This is a genomic window from Microbacterium sp. 2FI (assembly GCF_005502885.1).
Taxonomy (GTDB): Bacteria; Actinomycetota; Actinomycetes; order Actinomycetales; family Microbacteriaceae; genus Microbacterium.
On the sequence record NZ_SCMR01000020.1, the window covers coordinates 26,989 to 49,465 of the forward strand.

At 66.5% G+C, this 22,477-nt stretch carries 21 protein-coding genes and 1 tRNA gene; 16 read left to right on the forward strand and 6 right to left on the reverse strand.

Translation table 11 applies throughout. The features are described from left to right. Positions 1-108: 108 nt before the first annotated feature. The 7 genes from FFS15_RS14610 to FFS15_RS14645 all read left to right on the forward strand — a co-directional run bounded on the left by FFS15_RS14610 (position 109) and on the right by FFS15_RS14645 (position 6,363). On the forward strand, positions 109-1,464 hold the full coding sequence (locus FFS15_RS14610) for a glutamine synthetase family protein (RefSeq protein ID WP_137845779.1): 1,356 nt from the start codon (positions 109-111) through the stop codon (positions 1,462-1,464). A gap of 88 nt (positions 1,465-1,552) precedes the next feature. Further along, on the forward strand, positions 1,553-2,320 hold the full coding sequence (locus tag FFS15_RS14615) for a gamma-glutamyl-gamma-aminobutyrate hydrolase family protein (protein ID WP_137845834.1): 768 nt from the start codon (positions 1,553-1,555) through the stop codon (positions 2,318-2,320). Continuing rightward, positions 2,317-3,681 carry an aldehyde dehydrogenase family protein gene (locus tag FFS15_RS14620; RefSeq protein WP_137845780.1) on the forward strand — a complete coding sequence of 455 codons (1,365 nt, stop codon included), beginning with the start codon at positions 2,317-2,319 and terminating at the stop codon, positions 3,679-3,681. Before FFS15_RS14615 ends, FFS15_RS14620 begins: the two co-directional genes overlap by 4 nt. Positions 3,682-3,709: 28 nt before the next feature. After that, a complete protein-coding gene (locus FFS15_RS14625; RefSeq protein ID WP_137845781.1) occupies positions 3,710-4,483 on the forward strand; it encodes a 3-oxoacyl-ACP reductase in 774 nt (257 codons plus the stop codon). A 129-nt stretch (positions 4,484-4,612) separates the two neighbouring features. Next, complete coding sequence (locus tag FFS15_RS14630; protein WP_137845782.1) at positions 4,613-5,329, forward strand: GntR family transcriptional regulator; 717 nt, start codon at positions 4,613-4,615, stop codon at positions 5,327-5,329. 20 nt (positions 5,330-5,349) lie between these two features. Beyond that, a complete protein-coding gene (locus FFS15_RS14635) occupies positions 5,350-5,760 on the forward strand; it encodes a dehydrogenase (RefSeq protein ID WP_137845783.1) in 411 nt (136 codons plus the stop codon). Positions 5,761-6,048: 288 nt separating this feature from the next. Then, the gene (locus FFS15_RS14645) at positions 6,049-6,363 is read left to right on the forward strand and encodes a hypothetical protein (RefSeq protein WP_137845785.1); all 315 of its coding nucleotides are present in this window, start codon (positions 6,049-6,051) and stop codon (positions 6,361-6,363) included. 216 nt (positions 6,364-6,579) lie between these two features. On the opposite strand, the gene radA is transcribed toward FFS15_RS14645, so the two are convergent. From radA to FFS15_RS14665, 4 genes are all read right to left on the reverse strand, one after another. Further along, the gene (gene radA, locus FFS15_RS14650; RefSeq protein ID WP_137845786.1) at positions 6,580-7,947 is read right to left on the reverse strand and encodes a DNA repair protein RadA; all 1,368 of its coding nucleotides are present in this window, start codon (positions 7,945-7,947) and stop codon (positions 6,580-6,582) included. An 88-nt stretch (positions 7,948-8,035) separates the two neighbouring features. Next, positions 8,036-8,986 (reverse strand): L-lactate dehydrogenase, encoded by a 951-nt coding sequence (locus FFS15_RS14655; RefSeq protein WP_137845787.1) that lies wholly within the window; start codon positions 8,984-8,986, stop codon positions 8,036-8,038. A gap of 4 nt (positions 8,987-8,990) precedes the next feature. Continuing rightward, positions 8,991-10,370, reverse strand: a complete 1,380-nt coding sequence (locus FFS15_RS14660; protein WP_137845835.1) for an MFS transporter — start codon at positions 10,368-10,370, stop codon at positions 8,991-8,993. Between the two features lie 66 nt (positions 10,371-10,436). After that, a complete protein-coding gene (locus tag FFS15_RS14665) occupies positions 10,437-11,018 on the reverse strand; it encodes a hypothetical protein (RefSeq protein WP_137845788.1) in 582 nt (193 codons plus the stop codon). A gap of 89 nt (positions 11,019-11,107) precedes the next feature. Here FFS15_RS14665 and FFS15_RS14670 point away from each other — a divergent pair. Both FFS15_RS14670 and FFS15_RS14675 read left to right on the forward strand, forming a co-directional pair. Continuing rightward, positions 11,108-11,198: transfer RNA gene (locus tag FFS15_RS14670), tRNA-Ser, on the forward strand. Positions 11,199-11,625: 427 nt separating this feature from the next. Further along, on the forward strand, positions 11,626-12,117 hold the full coding sequence (locus tag FFS15_RS14675) for a hypothetical protein (protein WP_249354084.1): 492 nt from the start codon (positions 11,626-11,628) through the stop codon (positions 12,115-12,117). Between the two features lie 49 nt (positions 12,118-12,166). On the opposite strand, the gene FFS15_RS14680 is transcribed toward FFS15_RS14675, so the two are convergent. Together FFS15_RS14680 and FFS15_RS14685 are read right to left on the reverse strand one after the other, a co-directional pair. After that, the gene (locus tag FFS15_RS14680; protein WP_137845790.1) at positions 12,167-13,273 is read right to left on the reverse strand and encodes a site-specific integrase; all 1,107 of its coding nucleotides are present in this window, start codon (positions 13,271-13,273) and stop codon (positions 12,167-12,169) included. After that, the gene (locus tag FFS15_RS14685) at positions 13,266-13,868 is read right to left on the reverse strand and encodes a hypothetical protein (protein ID WP_249354086.1); all 603 of its coding nucleotides are present in this window, start codon (positions 13,866-13,868) and stop codon (positions 13,266-13,268) included. The genes FFS15_RS14680 and FFS15_RS14685 overlap by 8 nt, the downstream gene beginning before the upstream one ends. Before the next feature lie 111 nt (positions 13,869-13,979). On the opposite strand from FFS15_RS14685, the gene FFS15_RS14690 reads away from it, so the two are divergent. The 7 genes from FFS15_RS14690 to FFS15_RS14720 all read left to right on the forward strand — a co-directional run bounded on the left by FFS15_RS14690 (position 13,980) and on the right by FFS15_RS14720 (position 22,271). Further along, positions 13,980-14,201 (forward strand): helix-turn-helix domain-containing protein, encoded by a 222-nt coding sequence (locus FFS15_RS14690; RefSeq protein ID WP_137845791.1) that lies wholly within the window; start codon positions 13,980-13,982, stop codon positions 14,199-14,201. A gap of 29 nt (positions 14,202-14,230) precedes the next feature. Continuing rightward, positions 14,231-14,515: a glutaredoxin family protein gene (locus FFS15_RS14695; RefSeq protein WP_249354088.1), complete on the forward strand. Its 285-nt coding sequence runs from the start codon at positions 14,231-14,233 to the stop codon at positions 14,513-14,515. Next, a complete protein-coding gene (locus FFS15_RS14700) occupies positions 14,512-15,594 on the forward strand; it encodes a hypothetical protein (RefSeq protein WP_137845792.1) in 1,083 nt (360 codons plus the stop codon). Before FFS15_RS14695 ends, FFS15_RS14700 begins: the two co-directional genes overlap by 4 nt. Further along, complete coding sequence (locus tag FFS15_RS14705; RefSeq protein ID WP_137845793.1) at positions 15,591-15,875, forward strand: hypothetical protein; 285 nt, start codon at positions 15,591-15,593, stop codon at positions 15,873-15,875. Before FFS15_RS14700 ends, FFS15_RS14705 begins: the two co-directional genes overlap by 4 nt. Positions 15,876-16,381: 506 nt before the next feature. Continuing rightward, a complete protein-coding gene (locus FFS15_RS14710) occupies positions 16,382-19,099 on the forward strand; it encodes a DNA methyltransferase (protein WP_137845794.1) in 2,718 nt (905 codons plus the stop codon). Between the two features lie 32 nt (positions 19,100-19,131). Then, positions 19,132-21,081 (forward strand): DEAD/DEAH box helicase, encoded by a 1,950-nt coding sequence (locus FFS15_RS14715; RefSeq protein ID WP_249354090.1) that lies wholly within the window; start codon positions 19,132-19,134, stop codon positions 21,079-21,081. 152 nt (positions 21,082-21,233) lie between these two features. Further along, positions 21,234-22,271 carry a GIY-YIG nuclease family protein gene (locus FFS15_RS14720; protein WP_249354092.1) on the forward strand — a complete coding sequence of 346 codons (1,038 nt, stop codon included), beginning with the start codon at positions 21,234-21,236 and terminating at the stop codon, positions 22,269-22,271. Positions 22,272-22,477 lie beyond the last annotated feature (206 nt).

A 22,477-nucleotide genomic window follows, 5' to 3' on the forward strand; every position in this document is an offset into this window, starting at 1 on the left:
TTATTGGTGGGCTGTGTCTACCTTTGGATCGGAAAATCTCGTTACAGTGGACGCGGGCGCGGCCCGGGGCCACGCTCGGGTGAACGCCGTGACGGAAGGATGGACCCCATGCCGGGCAACCTCAGCGTCTCCGACCTGGACGCGGCGATCGCGTCGGGCGAGATCGACACCGTCGTCGTCGCGTTCGCCGACGCGCAGGGCCGGCTCGTCGGCAAGCGCGTCTCAGCACGGCTGTTCCAGGAGGAAGTGCTGCCGCACGGCGCCGAGGCCTGCAACTACCTGCTGTCGGTCGACGTCGACATGAACACCGTCGACGGCTACGCGATGTCGAGCTGGGAGACCGGCTACGGCGACATGATGCTGCGCTGCGATCCGGCGACGCTGCGGCGGATCCCGTGGCTGCCGGGCAGTGCGCTCGTGATGGCCGACCTCACGTGGACCGACGGCGCGCCCGTCGTGCAGTCACCGCGCGACATCCTGAACCGGCAGCGGGCGCGGTTGGCCGAGCGTGGTCTCGTCGGCTACTCGGGCACCGAGCTCGAATTCATCGTGTTCGACGACTCGTACCGCGCCGCGTGGGCCAAGGGCTACCGCGACCTGACCCCCTCGACCGACTACAACGTCGACTACGACCTGCTCGCGTCGGGGCGGCTCGAGCCCCTGCTGCGCGACATCCGCCTGAGCATGGATGCCGCGGGCATGTACTGCGAGGGCGTCAAGGGCGAGTGCAACCTGGGCCAGCAGGAGATCGCGTTCCGCTTCGCCGAGGTGCTCGAGACCGCCGACCAGCACACGATCTACAAGAACGGCGCGAAGGCCATCGCCGACAAGCACGGCAAGGCGCTCACCTTCATGGCGAAGTTCAACGAGCGCGAGGGCAACAGCTGCCACATCCACCTGTCGGTGCGGTCCGAGTCGGGCGAGGCGGTCATGGCCGGCGACGGCGCGCACGGCTTCAGCCCGCTCATGGAGCACTGGATCGCCGGCATCATCGCGACCCTCCGCGAGTTCACGCTGCTGTACGCGCCCACCATCAACTCCTACAAGCGGTACGCCAAGGGATCGTTCGCCCCGACCGGGGTCGCGTGGGGCGTCGACAATCGCACGTGCGCGCTGCGGGTCATCGGGCATGGACCGTCGCTGCGCGTCGAGAACCGCGTGCCCGGGGGCGACGTCAACCCGTACCTCGCGATCTCGGCGATCATCGCCGGCGGTTTCCACGGCATCGAGCACGAGCTGCCCCTGCCGGCCCCGCTCACCGGCAACGCCTATGCATCAGACGTCGATCACCTGCCGACGACGCTGCGCGAGGCGGCGCGGCTCTTCGACGAGTCGGCCATCGCGCGTGCCGCCTTCGGAGACGACATGGTCGAGCACTATCTGAACCAGGCGCGCATCGAGATCGAGGCCTACGACGCGGCCGTGACCGATTGGGAGAGGGTACGTGGATTCGAGCGCCTCTGACCGCGTTTCGTCTCGCTTCGCTCGCTCAACGACCGAGACTCCGGTCGTTGAGCGAGGGAGCGAAGCGACCGAGACGAAACGCCCCGTCATCGGCCTGACGACCTACCTCGAGCAGGCGAAGCAGGGGGTGTGGGACGTGCGTGCCGCGTTCCTGCCGCAGCAGTACTTCGACGCCGTCACCGCCTCGGGCGGCATCGCCGTGCTGCTGCCACCCCAGCCCGGGCCCGAGAGTGCGGCCCCCGCGGTTCTCGACGGACTCGACGGCCTCATCCTCACGGGAGGCCTGGACGTTCAGCCCGAGCTGTATGGCGCCGTGCGGCATCCGCTCACCGATCCCGCGCGCCCCGATCGTGACGCGTGGGAGCTCGCGCTCTTCGCGGGGGCCGAGGAGCGACGGATGCCGGTGCTCGCGATCTGCCGAGGACTCCAGCTCGTGAACGTTGCGCGCGGCGGCACGCTGCACCAGCACCTGCCCGAAGCCCTCGGCACCGAGCGCTACCGCATCGGCGGCGGCGTCTTCGCGACGAACGAGGTGCACGTGAGCGAAGGATCGCGCCTCGCCGAGCAGATCGGCGCCGGGGGTTTCGCCGTGCACAGCTACCACCACCAGGGCGTCGACCGGCTGGGCGAGGGCCTCGTCGTCACGGCGCAGACCGACGACGGACTCGTGCAGGCCTTCGAGTCGGCAGGCGACGGCTATCTCGTCGGCGTGCAGTGGCACCCGGAGGAGAACGCCGAAGACCGCCGGCTCTTCGCCGGGCTCGTCGCCGAGGCCGCTGCCTTCAGTGTTGCTGGGCGCGGGTCGGCGAGCGAGGAGCGCAGCGACGAGACGAAGCGGAGGGAGGTACACGCATGAGCGAGACGTTCACCCTGGTCAACCCGGCGACCGGGCGGGGGTTCCGCGAGGTTCGGCGCGCGAGCCTCGACGAGGTCGATGCGACCATCGCCCGGGCCGTCGTCGTGCAGCGCGCGTGGGCCGGCGTCGCGCCGGTCGCGCGCGCGGACGCGCTGCGTCGCTTCGCGCGGGTCGTCGAGGAGCACGTCGAGGAGCTCGCTCAGCTCGAGGTGCTGAACTCGGGCCACCCGATCGAGTCGGCGCGATGGGAGGCGTCGCACGTCGCCCAGGTGCTGAACTTCTACGCCGGCGCCCCCGAGCGGCTGAGCGGGCAGCAGATTCCCGTGTCGGGCGGCCTCGACGTGACCTTCCACGAGCCGTACGGCGTGGTCGGGATCATCGTGCCGTGGAACTTCCCCATGACGATCGCGTCGTGGGGCTTCGCGCCGGCGCTCGCCGCGGGCAACGCGGTCGTGCTGAAGCCCGCCGAGCTCACGCCGCTGACAGCGATCCGCCTCGGCGAACTCGCGGTCGAGGCGGGGCTGCCGGAGGGGCTGTTCGCGGTCGTGACCGGATCGGGATCGCTCGTCGGCCAGCGCTTCGTCTCGCACCCCAACGTGCGGAAGGTCGTCTTCACCGGATCGACCGAGGTCGGCATCGACGTCGCGGCCGGGTGTGCTCGCGGCCTCAAGCCGGTGACGCTCGAACTCGGCGGCAAGAGCGCCAACATCGTCTTCGACGACGCGAACCTCGAACTCGCCGCTGCCGCAGCCCCGGGCGCCGTGTTCGACAACGCCGGCCAGGACTGCTGCGCGCGCAGCCGCATCCTCGTGCAGCGAAGCGTGTACGACCGGTTCCTCGAGCTGCTCGAACCCGCCGTCGCCGCGTGGCGGGTGGGCGACCCCGCGCTGGAGTCCACACAGATGGGCCCGCTCATCTCGGCATCCCATCGCGACACCGTCGCCGGCTTCCTCGAGGGTGCCCACATCGCGTTCCGCGGGAGCGCGCCCGAAGGCGACGGGTTCTGGATGCCGCCGGCGGTGGTCCTCGCCGGGCGCGACGACCGGATCGCCCGGGACGAGGTCTTCGGCCCGGTCGTGGCCGTGCTGCCCTTCGACGACGAGGCCGACGGCATCCGCCTCGCGAACGACACGATCTACGGGCTCGCCGGCTCGATCTGGACCGAGAACCTCGGCCGTGCCGTGCGCGTCTCGCGTGCGGTGAAGAGCGGCGTGCTGTCGGTGAATTCGCACGCGTCGGTGCGGTACTGGACACCCTTCGGGGGCATGAAGGCCTCGGGACTCGGCCGTGAGCTCGGACCGGATGCCGCCGAGCACTTCACCGAGACCAAGAACGTCTTCTTCGCGACGGATCCGTCGTGAGCACAGCTCAGAACCAGAAGGGAACAGCATGGATCTGACCCAGCGACTGAAAGACCGCGTCGCCATCATCACCGGCGGCGCATCGGGCATCGGCCTCGCCACCGCACGGCGGTTCGCAGCCGAGGGGGCCTTCGTCGTGATCGCCGACCTCGACCCGGCCACGGGTGAAGCCGCGGCATCCGAGGTCGGAGGTGTCTTCCGCCGTCTCGACGTGGCCGACGAGGCGCTTGTGAACGAGGTGTTCGACGGCGTCGCGGCCGATTTCGGCCGCCTCGACATCGCCTTCAACAACGCCGGCATCTCTCCCGCCGACGACGACTCGATCGAGACCACCGAGCTGCCGGCGTGGGATCGGGTGCAGGACGTCAACCTCAAGAGCGTGTATCTGTGCTCGCGAGCGGCGCTGCGGCACATGGTGCCCGCGGGCCGCGGGTCGATCATCAACACCGCCTCGTTCGTGGCGCTGCTGGGCTCGGCGACGTCGCAGATCTCGTACACGGCGTCCAAGGGGGGCGTGCTCGCGATGACCCGCGAGCTGGGTGTGCAGTTCGCGCGGCAGGGGATCCGTGTGAACGCGCTGTGCCCCGGACCCGTGAACACCCCGCTCCTGCAGGAGCTGTTCGCGAAAGACCCCGAGCGCGCGCAGCGCCGGCTCGTGCACGTGCCGGTCGGCCGATTCGCCGAGCCCGAAGAGATGGCGGCAGCCGTCGCCTTCCTCGCCTCGGACGACGCGTCATTCATCACGGCGACCGCCTTCGTCGTCGACGGCGGCATCACCAACGCCTACGTGACGCCGCTCTGACCCGGCCGTCTCGGTGTCTCCACTGTTCATAACTCCGGATGAAAGGCGGGAACGGATGCCGACCACGGCGTGTCAGGCTACAGCTGTCACATCCGTCCGGAGTTGTGAACCGGGGGAGCGAGGAGAGACGTGACCGAAGCGCCGCTGCGGGAGGTGCGCCGGGCCGTGTACCGGCCGGTGCGCGAGGGGAACGCCCTCGAAGACACCGTCGCGCGCCTCGTGCAGACCATCCGGCTCGGGGTCGTCGCCCCGGGTGAGTCACTGCCGCCCGAGCGCGAGCTCGCCACCCGGTACGCGGTCAGCCGCGACACGGTGCGCGAGGCGATCCGCGAGCTCGCCGACACAGGCTTCCTCGTGCGCCGGCGCGGAAGGTACGGCGGCACCTTCGTCGCCGACCCGCTGCCGCAGCCGCCGCACCCGGGCGAGGTCGATGCGGCCGAGCTCGACGACGTGCTGGGACTTCGGCGCGTGATCGAGGCGGGAGCCGCCCGTGCGGCGGCCGGCAGATCGCTCGACCCGGCCACCCGCGACGAGCTGTGGGCGCGGCACGAGGCGGCGGCCGCGGCATCCGAATCCGACTACCGGCGTCTCGACACCCTGCTGCACCTGACGATCGCCGAGGTCGCCGGCATCCCGTCGCTCGTCGCGCTCGCCGCCGAGAACCGCGCCCGCGTGAACGCGTGGCTCGATACGTTCCCGCTGCTGCCGCGCAACATCGAGCACTCCAACGCCCAGCACGAGCGCATCATCACCGCGATCCTCGCCGGGCGAGCGGATGCCGCCGAGGCCGCGGTGCTCGACCACCTCGCGGGGTCGGAGGCGCTGCTGCGCGGCTTCCTCAGCTGAGCCGCGTCTACGCTGGTGAGGTGGCAGGCAAGAAGCGCAGAGGCAAGGGCAAGGAGCCGCTCGAGTTCCGCAACACACAGCTCGGCGACGCGCTGCAGACGCAGGACATGGCGGCGGTCGCGTTCGCGCTGCGCCATGGGCCGACCGTCGTGCCGCTCATGCGGCCCGGTCAGCGCGACGATCCACTCGACGTCGGAGAGGTCTGGACCTACCGCGATCCGAAGAGCGGCGACGTCGCGCTGCTGCTCTTCAGCGATGCGGCGAACAAGCCCGCGACGCTGCCGCCCGGCGTCGCCCTGCAGTCGCCGGCATGGCTGCGCGCGTTCCTCGGCACGCACGAGGCCGAGATCACGACGGTGTTCTTCGACATCGCCGGCCCCCATCCGCTGCAGGCGACGCCCGCCGACCTGATCGCGGCGCTCGACGCCTGAGCGGGCGCCGACGGCTTCGCCGACACTCCGACGCGGCCGTCGGTGAATGGCGCCGGCGCTGGCACGCTCGCGGGATGGAGTACCTCCTCGTGGGGCTCGTCTGCGCTGCCGGGCTCGTGATTCCGATCCTTCTCGCGATGGGGGATCGGCACGACAGGCGCCGGCCACGGGGGCGGTGAGCGGATGCTGCGTGATCGGCCACGGGGACGGCGTCGTCGCTGCCTGCACGCAAGCCTGGCGCTGGGCCTGCTCGCCGCAGGCCTGACGGCGTGCACGGTGGGCGCAGGGGTGCCCTCATCGGGCCCCCTCGCGGTGTACCCGCGCCCCGAAGCCGGCATGGACGCCCTGCTCGAGGGCACGCTGCGCACAGACGGCGGCTGCATCCGTGTGGAGTATCCGCCAGAGGGGGACGTCGTGCCGACGTTCCCTGCGGGCGATGCGACCTGGGACGAGGAGCAGGGTGTGCTCACGTGGCGTGATGGCGAGTATGCCGACGGTGACGCGATCGCCCTCGGCGGCGGCTTCAGCCCGACGACCGATGCCGGCGGCTATATGCCCGAGGCGTGCGGCGGACTCGACGTGTTCGTCGTGTCTCCGTTCTGAACGGATTTGGACGCCAGCCGGGCAGGGCAGCCCTGCGCCGAGCCGATACTTCCGTGCCGAACCGATAGGTTCCGTGCGCACGAAACATGTCGGCTCGGCGCAGACCTATCGGCTCGGCGCAACTCGGGTCCGAAGGCTCGGCGAGAACAGGCCGGCTCGGCGGGATGTGGGTGCCCGCGAACGAGCGGTCGGGTGAGCGGATGCTGCGCGGCACGCTCAGAAATCGGGAACGTCGTCGCCCGGACGAGACTTGATCCGCGTGCGCAGGTCGCCGAGCGCCCCGCTCAGGGTGCCGGAGCGGTTGTCGATCACGTCGGTGTAGCCGAGGCGTGCGGCTTCGGTGCGCCGCTGCGCGGCTTGGGTCACCGGCCGAACCTCACCGGCGAGGCTGAGCTCGCCGACCGCGGCGATCGTGCGCGGCACTGCCTGGTTGCGCACGGACCCTGCGACCGCGATCGCGATCGCGAGGTCGGCCGCGGGCTCGACGAAGCGCACCCCGCCGACGGTCGAGACGTACACGTCGAGATTCGAGGTGACGACGCCGGCCTTCTTCTCGAGCACCGCGAGAACCATCGCGACCCGCGCGCTGTCGACGCCGTTGACGATGCGCCGCGGGTTCGGCGCGCTGGTCTGAATCGTGAGCGCCTGCACCTCGACCGGCATCGCGCGACGCCCCTCGAGTGCGATCGCGACGCACGTGCCGGGCTCGGTCGGCCCGTGACCCAGGAAGAGGGCGCTCGGATCGGGAACCTCGGCGATGCCCGCGCCGGTCATGTCGAAGCATCCGACCTCGTCCGTCGGCCCGAAGCGGTTCTTGAGCGCGCGCACGAACCGCAGCGACGTCTGCCGGTCGCCCTCGAAGTGGCACACCACGTCGACGAGGTGCTCGAGGATGCGGGGGCCCGCGATCGATCCGTCTTTCGTGACATGCCCGACGATGATGACGGGCAGCCCACGATCCTTCGCGACGCGGATGAGGGTCGACGCCACCTCGCGCACCTGCGACGGGTGACCGGCCATGCCCTCCGACATCGAGGACGACACGGTCTGCACCGAGTCGACGATGAGCAGCTCGGGCTCGACCTGATCGACGTGGCCGAGGATCGTCGCGAGGTCGGTCTCTGCCGCGAGGTACAGCTCGTCGTGCAGCGCGCCGGTGCGCTCGGCCCGCAGGCGCACCTGCGCGGTCGACTCCTCGGCGCTCGCGTACAGCACGCGGCGGCCGGCCTTCGCCGACTGCGCTGCGACTTCGAGCAGCAGGGTGGACTTGCCGACGCCCGGCTCGCCCGACAGCAGGATGGCCGCACCTGGCACGAGCCCGCCGCCGAGCACGCGGTCGAACTCGCCGACGCCGGTCGTGCGCCGCGGCGCATCGCGCGTGTCGATGCGGGTGATGGGCTGCGCGGCGCGCCCCGCGCCCGGGGCGACCGGGGCCACCTGCCGCGTGAGCCCGGTGGGCTCGGCCGCCTCGACGACGGTGCCCCACTGCTGGCACTCGCCGCAGCGCCCCACCCACTTGAGGGTCGTCCAGCCGCACTCGGTGCAGCGGTACGGAGAGGGCGCGGTCGTGCGGCGGGTGGCCATTCCCTCAGCGTAGGCGGGGGTTCCGACGTCGCCCCGGTGGCGCGGCGGGGGTGATCCGAGAAGCGGATGCCGCGGCATCCGTCGCCTGTCAACGCAACGAGTCGGCGACCTCTTGCAGTGTCGCGGCGGAGCGGTGGAAGAGCTCGAGCTCGTTCGGAGCGAACTGCGTCTCGCGGATCGCGGTCGCACCCGCCGCGCTCACGATCGAGGGGACCGAGAGGGCTACGCCGTCGACGCCGTGGAAGTCGCGCAGCACTGGCGACACCGGCATGACCGCGTGCTCGTCGCCCAGGATCGCCTCGATGATGCGCGCGCTCGACAGGCCGATCGCGTAGTTCGTCGCGCCCTTGCCCTGAATGACTTTGTAGGCGGCATCCCGCACGTCGATCGCGATCTGGTCGAGTTCGGCCACCGTCATGCGGTCGCCCGCGGGCGTGACCCACTCGAGAATCGGAACGGTGCCGATCGTGGCCTTCGACCACAGCGGGAACTCGGTGTCGCCGTGCTCGCCGACGATGTAGGCGTGCACGCTCGACGTCGAAACGCCGGCGCGCTCGGCGAGCTTCCACCGCAGGCGCGACGTGTCGAGCACCGTGCCCGAAGCGAAGATGCGCTCGGGTGGGAGGCCGGTGTCTTCCTGCGCGAGCACCGTCAGCACGTCGCACGGGTTCGTGACGATGACGTAGACGGCGTTCGGGGCGACCTCGAGCAGCTGCGGCATCATGCGCTTCATGATTCCGGCGTTGACGCCCGCCAGCTCGATGCGGGTCTGCCCGGGGTTCTGCTTCGCGCCGGCGGTGATCACCACGACGTGCGAGCCCTCGACGACCGAGATATCGCTGCCACCCGTGATGTCGCTCGAGCCCGTGAACTGCGTGCCGTGGGCGAGGTCGAGGACCTCTGCCTCGACCTTCGCGGTCGCGATGTCGTACAGAGCGACGTGACGGGCGGACCCCCGGATGAGCGCGGCGTACGCGGTGCTCGAGCCGACGCTTCCGGCTCCGACGACGGTGACTTTCGAGTTCTCGATGACGGCCATGCGGTCAGTCTGGCAGGGGACGGATGCCGGGGGCCACCGCTCCGCGCGGGTTGCGGATGCCGATGAACGACACGATCCCGCCCGCCGCGAACAGCGCCGCGGTGACGATCGCGGCGCGGTGGAAGCCGTTGAGGTCGAGGGCCTCTCCGACGATGAGTCCGATCATCGCGATCGTCAGCAGCCCGGCCACGCGCGCGACGGCGTTGTTGACCGCGGACGCGATGCCCGAGCGCGCGCTGTCGATGGCGCCCAGGATCGCAGTGGTGAGGGGCGAGACGGTCAAGGCGAGCCCGAATCCCATCACGATCATGGCGGGAAGCATCTGCCACCAGTACGTGAAGTCCTCGGAGACCGTCAGCAGGAGGAGGGTGCCGCCGGCCATCACGAGCGGCCCGGCGGTCATGAACAGCCGGGGGCCCCAGCGGCCTGCGAGAGAACCGAATCGCGAGCTCAGCAGGATGAGCAGGATCGTGGTCGGCAGGCTCGCGAGCCCCGCGAGAGTGGCCGCGAATCCCGCGCTCTGCTGCAGGTAGACCACCACGACGAACCCGTTGAGGGCGAGGGCGCCGTAGATGAACAGCGTCGCCAGGTTGCCGGCTGAGAAGTTGCGCACGCGGAAGAGATCCAGCGGCAGGATCGGGTGCGCCACCGTGCGCTGACGCAGGAGGAACGCCGCGAACATCAGGGCGCCGCCGACGAGCGGGATCCAGATCGCGGGAGCGGACCAACCGAGCCGTGGCTGTTCGATGAGGGCGAAGACCATCGCTCCGAGCCCGACCGTGCACAGGGCGGCTCCGATCCAGTCGATCGACGCGTCCGGGCGACGTGTGTCGGCGATGTCGACGCGCGTGAGCAGCCAGAGCACCAGAGCGATCGGCACGACGTTGATGAGGAAGGCGAAGCGCCACGACGCGAGATCCACGAGGATGCCGCCGATCACCGGTCCCGCGATCATCGCCGTCGTCGTTCCTGCCGTCCAGACGCCGATCGCACGCCCCTGCGCCGCTCCCCGGAACGTCGAGGTGATGATGGCGAGCGAGCTCGGCACGAGGAACGCGCCCGCCGCGCCCTGGACCGCGCGCGCCACGATGAGGAACTCGGCCGTCGGAGCCGCCGCGACCGCGACCGATGCGATGCCGAATCCGATGAGCCCGACCCGAAGAACGAGGACGCGCCCGTACGCGTCGCTGACCGAGCCCGCGACGAGGATGAGGGCGCTCAGGGTCACGAGGTAGGCGTCGACGACCCACTGCTGTGTCGTCAGTCCGCCGCCGAGCTCGGCGCTGATCGAGGGGAGCGCGACGTGCACGATCGTGCCGTCGAGGAAAGCGACGAACGAGGCTGCAACCGCGATCGTCAGGATGAGCCGCTCGGGCGTCGTCATGCGCTCGGGCGTCGAGGCGGTGGTCACCTTGCTCACGCTAGACCCGCCCGGCGACACCGGGGCCGGTCAGTACGGCAGAACCGAGATGACGTCCATCGTGCCGACCCTGATCTCGACCGAGGTCGATGCTCCACCCGACATCTCGTAGACGTAGGTGCCCGTGGTGCTCGCCCCCTCGTCGAGTGTTCCCGTCGGCGGCCCCGGGTCGATCACGAGGTCGGGGTCGGGCTCGCCGCTCGTCGACATCGACCCGGCGAGGATCACCTCGACATCGGCGGCATCGGCCGGCCCGCCGGCCGTGCGCGCGATCGTGACGGTGACCGTCATGTAGACGTTCCCCTCGGCGGGACCAGCACCCGGATTGGCCGCCACGACGGCATCCGTCGCCTCGCGCTCAACACTGTCGACGACGACCGTGAAGCACTCGACGACGATCTCCTGGTCGACCGTGAACGGGTCGTCGACCGCGCCGGAGGGGGAGTCTGCCGCGGGCCCGGGGCAGTCGGACGCTTCTTCAGGGGCCGTGGTCTCGGTGACCTCGGCGACCGGGGTCTCGGGGCTGGGTGCGGGGGCGCTGCACGCGCTGGCGAGCAGGCTCATCGCGAGGAGGATGAGGATGCCGGATGCCGGCCCGAGACGCCGTGTCATGGGCGAATCCTGGCAGAGCGGCGCGCTGCGCGCGAGGGTGATTGTGGATGGATTCGCGGGACGGGCGAGCGTGTCGTAAGCTTTACGGCGGTGACGTGTCCGAGCGGCCGAAGGTGCAACTCTCGAAAAGTTGTGTAGGGTAACCCCCTACCGTGGGTTCAAATCCCACCGTCACCGCCACTTAAAACCCCCGCAGCTCCCTTGAAAACACTGGGATCGCGGGGGTTTTGCTTTGCCCGGAAACGGCCAGGTGTGAACAAAGTGTGAACAATCGCGTCCGGAACTGCAATGGAACCCCGAGAACTCCCACTGAGACCACGAACTGGCATGGCCGTGTCAGAACGATTTGGCCGTGATGTGCAGCCGTCGACTGACCCTCTAGCATTGGGCTCGCTGGCGCGGTTGTGCGCAAGCGCGACCGACCGGGGAGCCCATGGATCAGCCTTCGTCGCCACCAGGTTGGTATCCAGCGCCCCATGCGAACAATGAACTGCGCTACTGGGATGGTCAGAGTTGGGTGGTATCAAGTACGCCACCATCCGGCGTTTCTGGGCCGCCGACCCCTGAGAGGGGAGATGGTCAGAGACCCCAGGGGCGCGGCCATGGGGTGGGCTGGATTATCGGCACCGTCGCGGCGAGTTCGCTGGCGTTGATCATGTTGATCGTCGCGATTGCGGCGGCGTCCTCGGGTGGAGATTCAGCGCAATTGGAGGCAGATCTGTCTCGCGCTGAATCCGCGCTCATACCGCAGGAGGAGGTCGAGCGTCGAAACAGCGATCTTGATGCTCGCGAAGAGGCGCTCGCCCTGCGCGAAGCGGACGTGTCGGCCCGCGAGGCCGCGATCAGCGAAGTAGAAGCAATGGTCGCGCGAAATAGGTTTGGCGATGGGATCCAGATCGTTGGGAAGACGGTCGAAGCGGGGGTCTATCGAACCGACGACCCCGGCTTCTGTACCTGGTACCTCTACAGGTCAGGCTCCAACTACGAGGATGTGATCAACAGCGGCTTCAGCAATGAGCCTGAGGAGGTCACTGTGGTGCTCGAAGCTGGTCAGGATTTCGACTCGTCAGGGTGCGGGACGTGGACGAAGGTCGGCTGAGCGCCCCATAGTCGGGCGCGGCGTCATCTGATTCCACAACCTGGTCGGCTTAGTGCTGGCCCCGGGCGTCACCGACGACTTCTTGGCGAGCCTTGCCCAGCGCAGTCGCCACGAGGTTCAGGTCGTCATCGAACAGATCGGTATAGGTGTCAAGGGTCATCGATGCGGAAGCGTGGCCCAGCATCCGTTGCACTGCCTTCACGTTCGCGCCGGCGCTGATCGCGAGACTCGCGGCCGTGTGGCGAAGATCGTGCGGTGAGACCTTGGGGAACTCGGGTTCCAGCCTCTGGGCCCGTCGTACCGCGGCGGCGAACCAGCCGTCGCGGGAGTTCGGCAACAGCATGTAGCGCTCGCCGTCGCCGAACAGCAGTGAGTCTGGACTCTTGCCGATGAGTTGGCCGCGGATCAGGTCCTCGAGGAAGTCGGGATATGGGACAGCGCGACTCACGTGGGACTTCGGCGTGCCGACATGCAGCGTTCCGTTGACCAGTACGGCGTTCTCCTGCACGTTCACGCGACGTCGGGCGAGATCGACGTTCCGAACGCGCAAGGCCGTGACCTCGCCCCAGCGAAGTCCGGTGTAGGCGAGGAAGTACACCAGTGCCGGATGGGCAGATTGCTCTGCGAGCTCGTTTACCTGCGCGTGGCTCAGGTACATTCGCGCCTTCGGCTTCTTCTTCGGCAGCTTGACGCCGCGCGCCGGATTTTCGCGGAGGCGCCGGTCGCGGACGGCGATGTCGAGGAGCGACGCGAGGACGCCGTACGCGCGGATGACTGTCACGGCTCCGCGTTCGCGCGTCATCTCGGTGACCCATGCGCGCACTTCGCTGTGCCGCAATGTGCCGACCTCCCGCTGCCCCCACTTCGGCTGCACGTGGATCCGCCAGGCAGACTCGAGCGGATGCATGGCTGACGGCTTCAGCACCGCGGCCTGATCCTGCAGCCAGTCGACGGCGAGCTCGTTCACGGTGATGCGGGCATCGCTCGGATCCACGTAGTCGTTCTGGCTCTTCGAGATCTCGACGGAGGCGAGCCACAGCTCCGCAGCTCTTTTGGTCGTGAAGCCACGCTTGCCGGCTTGGGAGTTGTCGGGCTTCCGGTAGCGAGCGACGTACCGCTTTCCGTTGGGTGTCTGATACCCGTGGATGCTACCCATCCGCCTGTCGGCCGACGATGTAGCTCATACCCTCGAGGCGCCCGGCGGCACGGGCGCGCTTGACCCAGTCCGATGCGGTGCGGTGCGGTACGCCGAGCTCGAGCTGGATCGCCTTCACCGGGGGCTGCCCTGACAGTGCAGCGGCGCCGTAGAGGAGTTCGATCACGTCCATGCGCTCGTCGCTCGATCCTCGGCGGGTGACCTGCTCCGCCATCCACGGCGGAATGATCTTGCCCTCGGCGGTTGTGAGCTGCGAGAGCGGGATCCACGTCGAGCTCGGATCGTCCTCGTCATCAAGCGTCATCGTGATGCAGTGGGGCGTCGCGGCCTGCAGGATCTGCTGGACGGCGACCTGCCGCAACGCGATGTTGTTGATCTCGACGCCGGCTCGAGTTGCGCGGTTGTTCACCTCGCTGACGAGGTAGCGCCCCTCGTCAGCGATGTAGCTCGCGCGAAGCGTCGTCTCGATGCCGGACTCGTCGTCTATCGCCGATGCGACAAATTCGGGGGCAATGCGGAGCGCGGTACCCACGGGGCGCGTGGCAGCTGCCGCTGTCATCTTCTTGCCTGCGGGTGTGCGCACGTCGACCTTCACCTCCTCAGTTTGTCCTACCGCGCTATTGATTCGCATTACCTCTTGCTAACTGTACTTCTTAGTGCTCTACTTATGCAAATACAGGGTGTCGATATGCATACAGGAGGAGTCATGACACGAGCGGCAACACCCCAGCAGCGCGAACTCGAGCACACCTACCTGAGTCCCGAGCAGGTCTGCGAGAGGCTCCCCGGCATCACTCCGCACACGCTCGCGATGTGGCGCTATCGAGGACGCGGCCCGGCCTACCGAAAGCTGGGCCGCGTCGTCGTCTATCCACTCGACGAGCTGCAGGAGTGGCTGGATGCTGCGCCTGGCCACGCCGGGGCGTAGCTATGAATCTGTTTGGCCATCTGCCCTCGGTGACTGTGTACACGACCGGCATCCGCTGCCAGCGCTGTCGGCTCACGCGCATCCGTCTCGAAGAACTCGGCGTCCCGTATCGCGAGATCGACCTCACCGACGACGCGAACCGGGCCGCGCGCGAGTTCGTGACCGACGACCTCGGCTACAGCGAAGCACCCGTCGTCGTAGTGGATGCCGAGCCTGAGAACCACTGGTCGGGGTTCCAGCCCGACCGCATCGATCGGCTTGCGGGTGGCGCGGTCGCGACTTCCCGTCGCGTTGAAGCGGCGGCTCGGCCATGAGTGACGAGAAGCCGCGCCAATCCCGCGCTGAGCTGCCGGCATCCGGTGATCCACGCGCCTCGCATGAGCGCGTCGCGAGACCGCCTGCCAACCCTGAGCGCGAAACCGCGCGCGCGTGGCGGGAGCGCAATGCCGAGCACGTGCGCGAGTACAAGCGAGCGTGGCGCGAGCAGAACGCGAAACGCATCGCCGAGTATCGAAAGGCATACCGAGCAGAGCGCCTGGAGGAGATCCGCGAGAAGGGTCGAGAGAGCGAGCGCGCTCGCCATGCGCGACTCAAGGCCGAGGCCGAGCGTCGCGAGCAGAAGCGTGCACGGGCTCGGGAGTGGTACGCCGACAATCGAGAGCGCCATCTCGAGGCGCAGCGGCAGTATCGGGCGGCGCAGCGCGCCAAGGATCCCGATGCGTATCGCGAGAGCAAGCGTGAGCGGAACAAGCGCTGGCGCGAGCGTCACCGAGACGAGTACAACGCGAAGCATCGCGAGGAGCATCGCGAGAACCCGGATACGAAGCGTGTCGCCGCCGAGCGCTACTACGCGAACAACGCGGAGAAGGTGAAGGCGAAGCGGCGGGAGCGGTATGCCGCGAACAAGGACAAGGAGCTTGCGCGCCAGCGTGTCTGGCGTGAGCGAGAGAAGCGACGCATCGAGGCAGGCCTTCCCCCGCGTCGTGTGCACCGGGTGACCGCCGATGAACGGAGGACGAATCGCGACGCCGCCGACGCGTTCTTCGCTCACGCCTACACGCCAGAGCAGGTTGAGGCCATCAAGAGTGCGTACCGCACGGACCCCGGCCAGCTCGCACGCTTCACGCGGTCGAGTCTTCGTGCTCGCGCCCGTGCGCACCAGAAGGGAGACGTCACCATGCGCGACCGATTCGAGCGATCTGCGGATCGCCAGGCTGAGCTCGCACGCGCCGCTGCCCGATCGGCGAAGGAGCTCGAGAACGCGCGTCTGGATGCAATCGCGCGCGAGATCAACGACCGACTCCGCACCCAGCCTCGGCGGCGTATCGCGCAGATCGATCCGTCAGCTCCATATGTCGGGCCTGAACCGTCGCGAGGAGGCATGGGACTATGACACTCGACACGACCAAGGAGGCCGGCATGTTCGATCGATCGGATGCCGAGGCGGTGATCTTCCACGCCGCCATCGTCGCGTTCACTTACTACCCCGACAAGCACCTCGACGAGCCTGGCTACACGCTCGACGAGGACCTCGAGTGGTGCGCGGGGACGATGACGGACTTGCCGGCGGGAACGCGGCAAGAGTTGGTCGACGAGATTCGGATGCTTGCTGCCGAGCCCACGCGGGATCGGCAGGGATTCATCAAGAAGGTTCTGAGTCTCGTCCACGATTGACAGGGCGGCGCGGCGGTTACGAGGTTGCGTGGCGGGTGCGCCGGCGACCGGTGGCTAGGCGCGGTAGTGGTCCCGGCTTCGTGCCTGTGATCGAACCGGTGATACGGACGTCACGACGCCAGGATCCATGGGGTGCCCGCCATCGCGACGGCGGTCGTGCGGTGAGCCACCGCCATGCGGGCGGCTCAGCGAGCAAAGCCTGGAACAAAGGTGTGCGCGCACAGTCCATAAGACATCGCCCCGCAATCGCGGCAAGGAACGAGAACCTTCGTTCGGCTGCTGCTCGGTTGAGCCACCCGCGATGCCGTTGCAGGGCTTCCACCACCGGGGGCGGACCACTTGCGCAGGTGAAGCCCCAATAGGATCGCGTTGTGCACGCCTCCGCCCGTAGAATGCCGAGTCGGCCATTCGTGGTGCGTGGCGCCCGGACGACGAGCTGTGGAGAGTCGGATGAGCTCGATGTTCGACGCCCCTGATGAGATCTCGACCGTGAAAGCAGAACATCCATGGCGAGGCTGAACCTGAAAGCCGTCCAGGAGCGCGTCGCTCCTCTCGGGGGCCGCGAATCGTATGACCGTGGGTTCATCTTCGACTTGCTGCTCGCGTACGGGAAGCCACAGGCGAACGTCACGCGACTGCGGAAGGGCTCGCTTAGCGTCGCCGACCAAAAGGCGACCGAGGTTGCGCAGAAGAACGTCGTCTATTTCAAGGAAACGAAGGACGATCCACTCGGCGTGATCGACGAGCTCAAGAGCTCCCCCACAGTGGTCCGGTACAACACGCGGTTCGTGATCGTCACCGACTACGACCAGCTGCTCGCCGTCGACACCAAGACCGGCGAGAACCTGATGATCCCGATCCGGGACATCGACCAGCACTTCACATTCTTCCTGCCTTGGGCTGGCATGGAGAAGGCACAGTACGTTGCCGAAGCTCATGCTGACGTGAAAGCCGCCGAGCGCATGGGCAAGCTCTTCGACGAACTGCTCGCCGCCAACCCGGGTCTGTTGGAGCTTCCGAACGGCCGGCACGCGCTCAACATCTTCTTCACGCGGCTGCTGTTCTGCTTCTTTGCTGAGGACACCGGCATTTTCGAGGAGAGTCAGTTCACGAACGCCGTTGGATCGCACACCCAGTCCGACGGATCGGACGTCGCCGAGTTCCTCTTCGATCTATTCACAGCGCTGGACACAGAGAAGCCGGAGGATAAGCCGAAGCACCTCGCGGGGTTCCCGTATGTGAACGGCCGGCTCTTCACGATGGAGACCGACCACATTGTGCCGGCGTTCACGAAGAAGGCCCGCGACCTGCTGATCGAGTCGGGCACACTCATCTGGCGCGAGATCAACCCCGACATCTTCGGGTCGATGTTTCAGGCGATCGTCACGCCCGGCAAGCGGTCGGACCTCGGTCAGCACTACACCTCGGTACCGAACATCCTCAAGACGATCGAGCCGCTGTTCCTCGACAGACTCAAGGAGGAACTCGACGCTAGGTACGACTCGGCTAAGAGGCTCGAAGCGCTATTGACACGGATCAGCGAGATCAGGGTCTTCGACCCCGCCTGCGGCTCGGGCAACTTCCTCATCATTGCTTACAAAGAGCTTCGGCGCCTGGAGCACGCAATTCTCGAGCGGCTCGCCGAACTCGATCCCCGTTATCAGGTGCTGTACGCGGTGTCCAAGATCAACATCGAGAACTTCTACGGCATCGAGATCGACGACTTCGCCGTCGAGGTCGCGATCCTCTCGCTGTGGATAGCGAAGCACCAAATGAACGCTGAGTTCAAGGCGAAGTTCAACCTCTCAATCCCACTCATCCCACTCAAGGAGACCGGCCAGATCCAGGCGGGCAACGCTGCTCGCCTCGACTGGAACGCCGTTTGCCCGAACGATGGCAGCGAGATCTACTTGATCGGGAACCCACCGTACAAGGGCGCGAAGGCCCAGACACCGGAGATGAAGGCTGACTTCCCGTTCGTGTTCGGAAAGCGGCCCTTCAATCGAAACCTGGATTACATCGCCCTCTGGTTCGTCAAAGGTGCGGACTACATCGAGGGGACACGGGCCGAGCTAGCGTTCGTCACGACGAATTCGGTTTCACAGGGCGAGCACGTAGGACTGATGTTCCCGATGATCTTCGCCAAGGGGATCGAGATCGGGTACGCCTATACGTCCTTCAAGTGGGAGAACAACGCCAAGCGCAACGCGGGCGTTACTGTCGCCGTCATCAGCCTGCGCAATGCCTCCGCGTCGCCGAAGTACGTGTATTCCGATGACCTCCGGATCGCAGCCACGAATATCAACGGATACCTAACGGATGGCGCCGATGTCGTGATGCAGCGACGTGCGAAGCCTCTGGGTGCGCCGCGTCCAGAGATGGTCTTCGGGTCGATGCCGCGTGATGGCGGCGGGCTCATTCTGTCTCGCGACGAGCGCCGACAGATGATCGCATCTGACCCGAGCAGCGAGCAATTTGTTAAGCGCTACATCGGCTCCTCGGAGTTCATCAACGATGGGGAGCGATATTGCCTGTGGATTCCTGACGAACTGGCGGATGTGGCCAAGGCGATCCCAGCAATCAAAGCTCGCCTGGAAAAGGTTGCAGCGGAACGGGCCAAGAGCAAGGCAAGCAGTACGGCGGCTTTCGCGGCGCAGCCCCATCGGTTCGTCCAGATCAGCTACAAGCCGACTAACTCGATCATCGTCCCGAGCATCTCCTCGGAGCGGCGCGACTACATCCCGATGGGTTACCTCGGCCCCGATGTCGTCATCTCCAATAAAGGATTCGCCGTATACGACGCTGAGCCGTGGACATTCGCGCTCCTCACGTCGCGGATGCACATGGCCTGGGTGAACTCCGTGTCAGGTCGTATGGAGATGCGGTATCAGTACTCGAACACGATCGTCTACAACAACTTTCCCGTGCCACAGTTAAGCGACGAAGTGAAGGAGCAGCTCGCCGTCGCGGCGCTCCGGGTACTCGACGTGCGGGAGTACCACTGCGAGAGGACCCTCGCTCAGCTCTATGACCCGGACCTGATGCCGGATGACCTTCGCCGCGCACACGCGCACGTCGACGCCCTGGTCGACTCGATCTATTCAAAGCGCGGCTATGAGACTGACGAGCAGCGACTGTCCGACCTGTTCGCGATGCACGAGGCCATGACTGCTGCGGAGGCCGCCCGGATCCCGGCAAGGAAGACGCGGGGTGTGCGGAAGTGAACGCAATCCAGAAGCCAGTAAACATCGTCAACGTGACTTACGCCCGCACCGGCGAGTCCGTGAACACCGACTCGATGGGTATGCGCGAGATGCAGGAGCGCGTCTTCGCCAAGCGGGCCGCCCAGCACATGCTCGTGAAGGCACCGCCCGCATCGGGCAAGTCGCGTGCGCTGATGTTCGTGGCCCTCGACAAGCTCTACAACCAAGACCGCAAGAAGGTCATCGTTGCCGTCCCGGAACGCTCGATCGGCGCATCGTTCTCCTCGACAAAGCTCACCGATCATGGCTTCTTCGCCGACTGGGAGATCAAGCCGGAGCACAACCTATGCGACGCTGGATCTTCGCAGGGCAAGGTCGGCGCGTTTATCGAGTTCCTCGAGGGGCCGGACGCGATCCTCGTGTGCACGCACGCCACGCTTCGGTTCGCATTCGAGAAGCTCGCCCCCGACGCCTTCAACGGCACGGTGCTTGCGATCGACGAGTTCCACCATGTCTCCGCGGATGTTGAGGCTAACCGACTCGGAGCGCTCCTCAGGGACGTGATGAACGGCTCGGATGTGCACATCGTTGCGATGACGGGTTCGTACTTCCGCGGCGACTCGGTGCCCGTGCTGTCGGCTGAGGACGAGGCGCTGTTCACTCCTGTGACGTTCAACTACTACGACCAGCTCAACGGGTATGAGCACTTGCACTCGCTCGGCATCGGCCACCACTTCTACCAGGGCCGCTATACCGACGCGATCAGCGAGGTCTTCGATCTCGATAAGAAGACGATCCTCCACATCCCGAACGTCAACTCGGGGGAGTCCACCAAGGACAAGATCGAAGAAGTCGGTTTCATCATCGACTCGATCGGCCACGTCGAGTCCACGGACCCGGAAACCGGGATCATTGAGGTCCGTCGCGCAGACACCGGCGAGATTCTCCGTGTGGCCGACCTCGTCGACGACACGGACCTCAAGAAGCGGGCAGACACGCTGCACTACCTGAATTCAGTCGCGTCTAAGGACCGCGACGGCGTGGACGTGATCATCGCCCTTGGCATGGCGAAAGAGGGCTTCGACTGGCCATTCGCCGAACACGCCCTCACCGTCGGCTATCGTGCTTCGCTCACCGAGGTCATCCAGATCATCGGCCGCGTCACGCGAGACTCGCCCGGCAAGGAGCACGCGCAGTTCACAAACTTGATCGCTGAGCCTGACGCTTCGCAGAGCGAAGTGAAAGTCTCCGTCAACAACATGCTGAAGGCGATCACTGCGTCGTTACTGATGGAGCAAGTCTTGGCGCAGAACTTCGAATTCAGAACCAAGCGCACCGGTGACGACGAGCCCGTTCCCCCAGGCGTCATCAAGATCAAAGGCTTCAAGGAGCCCTCGACGGAGCGGGTCAAACAGATCGTCGAGACCGACCTCAACGATCTCAAGGCAACGATTCTTCAGGACGACACCTTCGCGAAGGCGGCGTTCGGCGGGGTAGACCCGGAGATGGCGAACAAGGTGCTGATCCCGAAGATCATCCGGGAGCGGTACCCCGATCTGGATGAGGAGCAGGTCGAGGAGTTGCGGCAGCAGGTCGTCGTCGACTCTGTAATCAAGAACGGCGAGGTGAAGACCGTCGGCGACAAGCGCTTCCTGAAGATGTCCGAGAAGTTCGTCAACATCGAGGACATCAATATCAACCTAATCGACTCGGTCAACCCGTTCCAGCGAGCGTTCGAGGTGATCTCGAAGTCCGTCACGACATCGGTGCTGCGGATAATCGCCGACGCGATCACCGCTACGAGGGTCGAAGTCACCGAAGACGAGGCGCGCACGCTTTGGCCGAAGATCCAGCAATGGGCGAAGGTGAACGGGCGCAAGCCGAACATCAGGTCCGAGGACGCCACCGAGAAGCGCTACGCCGAGGTGGTCCTGTTCCTTCAACGGAAGAAGCAGGAGCGCGAGGCGGCAGAGCGCGCGACTGAGATGGTGGACGAATCTTGAGCGACGCTGACGACAACGACCATCTCGAGGGCGAGATCCCTTCGAGCATCGACGAGATCCTCGACTCCGACGTCGATGGTCTGCTGGACGATCCCGAGGCACCGAAGAAGGTCACGTCAGCTGACCGGCTGCAGCGCGCCTTCCTGGAGATCGTGGAATTCCGGCGCACCCAAGGCCGGATCCCAAACTCGATGACACGAGAGATCGCCGAGCGCAAGCTGGGCGCCCGACTGGATGGGATCCTCGTGAGCGACGAGAAGATCGAGGCCCTCAAGCCGCTGGACGACTACGGTCTGTTGGAGATGCCCGAGGCTCCGGCATCGATCGATGAACTCCTCGGAGAGGACGAACTCGATCTGCTGGGCGATGAGTCCGGCTTGATGGACGTCTCCGACCTGCCGGTGCGCCGGCAGGTCTTCGAGAGCAAGGATGTCGCGCGTCGCGAGAAGGCCGAGGATTTCGAGCAGTTCGAGCCACTTTTCAAGCGGAAGCACGAGGAGTTGCGCGACGGCGTCAGCAGGATGCTCCCCTACCCCGGCATGTCGCACATCGTGCCGGGCGCGTTCTTCGTTCTGAACGGCGTCATTCTGTTCGTTGCCGAGGTTGGCGAGACGGAGTACAAGCAGACGACGGTGCGCGAGAACAAGCGCGAGCGACTCAGGGTGATCTTCGAGAACGGCACCGAGTCGTCGATGTACCGGCAGTCGCTGGGGATCCGCCTCAGCGACGAGGACGGCCACATCCTGGTGCGAGCCGAGCTTCCCGAGATCCTCGACGCCGACGAGGTCAGCGGATACATTTATGTGCTTCGATCTAAGAGCGATGATCCGCAAATTTCAGGACTCCAGCACCTCCACAAGATCGGATTCACCCGAGGCGCGGTCGAGAAGCGAACCAAGAACGCCGACAAGTCACCGACGTACTTGATGGCGCCGGTTGACATCGTTGCGAGCTACCGCACTTACAACCTGAAGGCGTCGGCACTAGAGAACCTGCTGCACCGGGTTTTCGCCGCAGTCCGCCTCGATCTCACACAGGCCGACAACAAGGGGCGTGCGTACGACCCGTCGGAATGGTTTGTCGTGCCGCTCGACGTAATAGACCAGGCGATCGAGCTGATCATCTCTGGCAGCATCGTCGATTACGTCTACGACGCGAAGGCCCAAAAACTCGTCGCGCGCAGCGATTGATCGAGGGCTGATACGAGCGCACCGCGAAATCGACATACCCCAAGAAGCTCGACGACGGAGTTGGGAGAAGATTTGTCAGGCGTTCCGAATCCTTGGCCTGGAGGTCCATGTTCGGGCACGTCCCGCTTGCGCGCATTGACCGGTTGAGGATCCCCGTTGCACGCGACGGCTCCGCCCGCGTGTACTGCCCGGATGCGGATCGTGAT

Excerpts from the sequence above, each read along its gene's own strand:
- FFS15_RS14700 (WP_137845792.1), top strand. The coding sequence starts at position 14,512 with ATGAGTGACGAGAAGCCGCGCCAATCCCGCGCTGAGCTGCCGGCATCC.
- FFS15_RS14680 (WP_137845790.1), bottom strand. The coding sequence starts at position 13,273 with ATGGGTAGCATCCACGGGTATCAGACACCCAACGGAAAGCGGTACGTC.
- FFS15_RS14710 (WP_137845794.1), top strand. The coding sequence starts at position 16,382 with ATGGCGAGGCTGAACCTGAAAGCCGTCCAGGAGCGCGTCGCTCCTCTC.
- radA (WP_137845786.1), bottom strand. The coding sequence starts at position 7,947 with ATGGCCACCCGCCGCACGACCGCGCCCTCTCCGTACCGCTGCACCGAG.
- FFS15_RS14655 (WP_137845787.1), bottom strand. The coding sequence starts at position 8,986 with ATGGCCGTCATCGAGAACTCGAAAGTCACCGTCGTCGGAGCCGGAAGC.
- FFS15_RS14705 (WP_137845793.1), top strand. The coding sequence starts at position 15,591 with ATGACACTCGACACGACCAAGGAGGCCGGCATGTTCGATCGATCGGAT.
- FFS15_RS14625 (WP_137845781.1), top strand. The coding sequence starts at position 3,710 with ATGGATCTGACCCAGCGACTGAAAGACCGCGTCGCCATCATCACCGGC.
- FFS15_RS14660 (WP_137845835.1), bottom strand. The coding sequence starts at position 10,370 with ATGACGACGCCCGAGCGGCTCATCCTGACGATCGCGGTTGCAGCCTCG.
- FFS15_RS14620 (WP_137845780.1), top strand. The coding sequence starts at position 2,317 with ATGAGCGAGACGTTCACCCTGGTCAACCCGGCGACCGGGCGGGGGTTC.
- FFS15_RS14690 (WP_137845791.1), top strand. The coding sequence starts at position 13,980 with ATGACACGAGCGGCAACACCCCAGCAGCGCGAACTCGAGCACACCTAC.
- FFS15_RS14665 (WP_137845788.1), bottom strand. The coding sequence starts at position 11,018 with ATGACACGGCGTCTCGGGCCGGCATCCGGCATCCTCATCCTCCTCGCG.
- FFS15_RS14610 (WP_137845779.1), top strand. The coding sequence starts at position 109 with ATGCCGGGCAACCTCAGCGTCTCCGACCTGGACGCGGCGATCGCGTCG.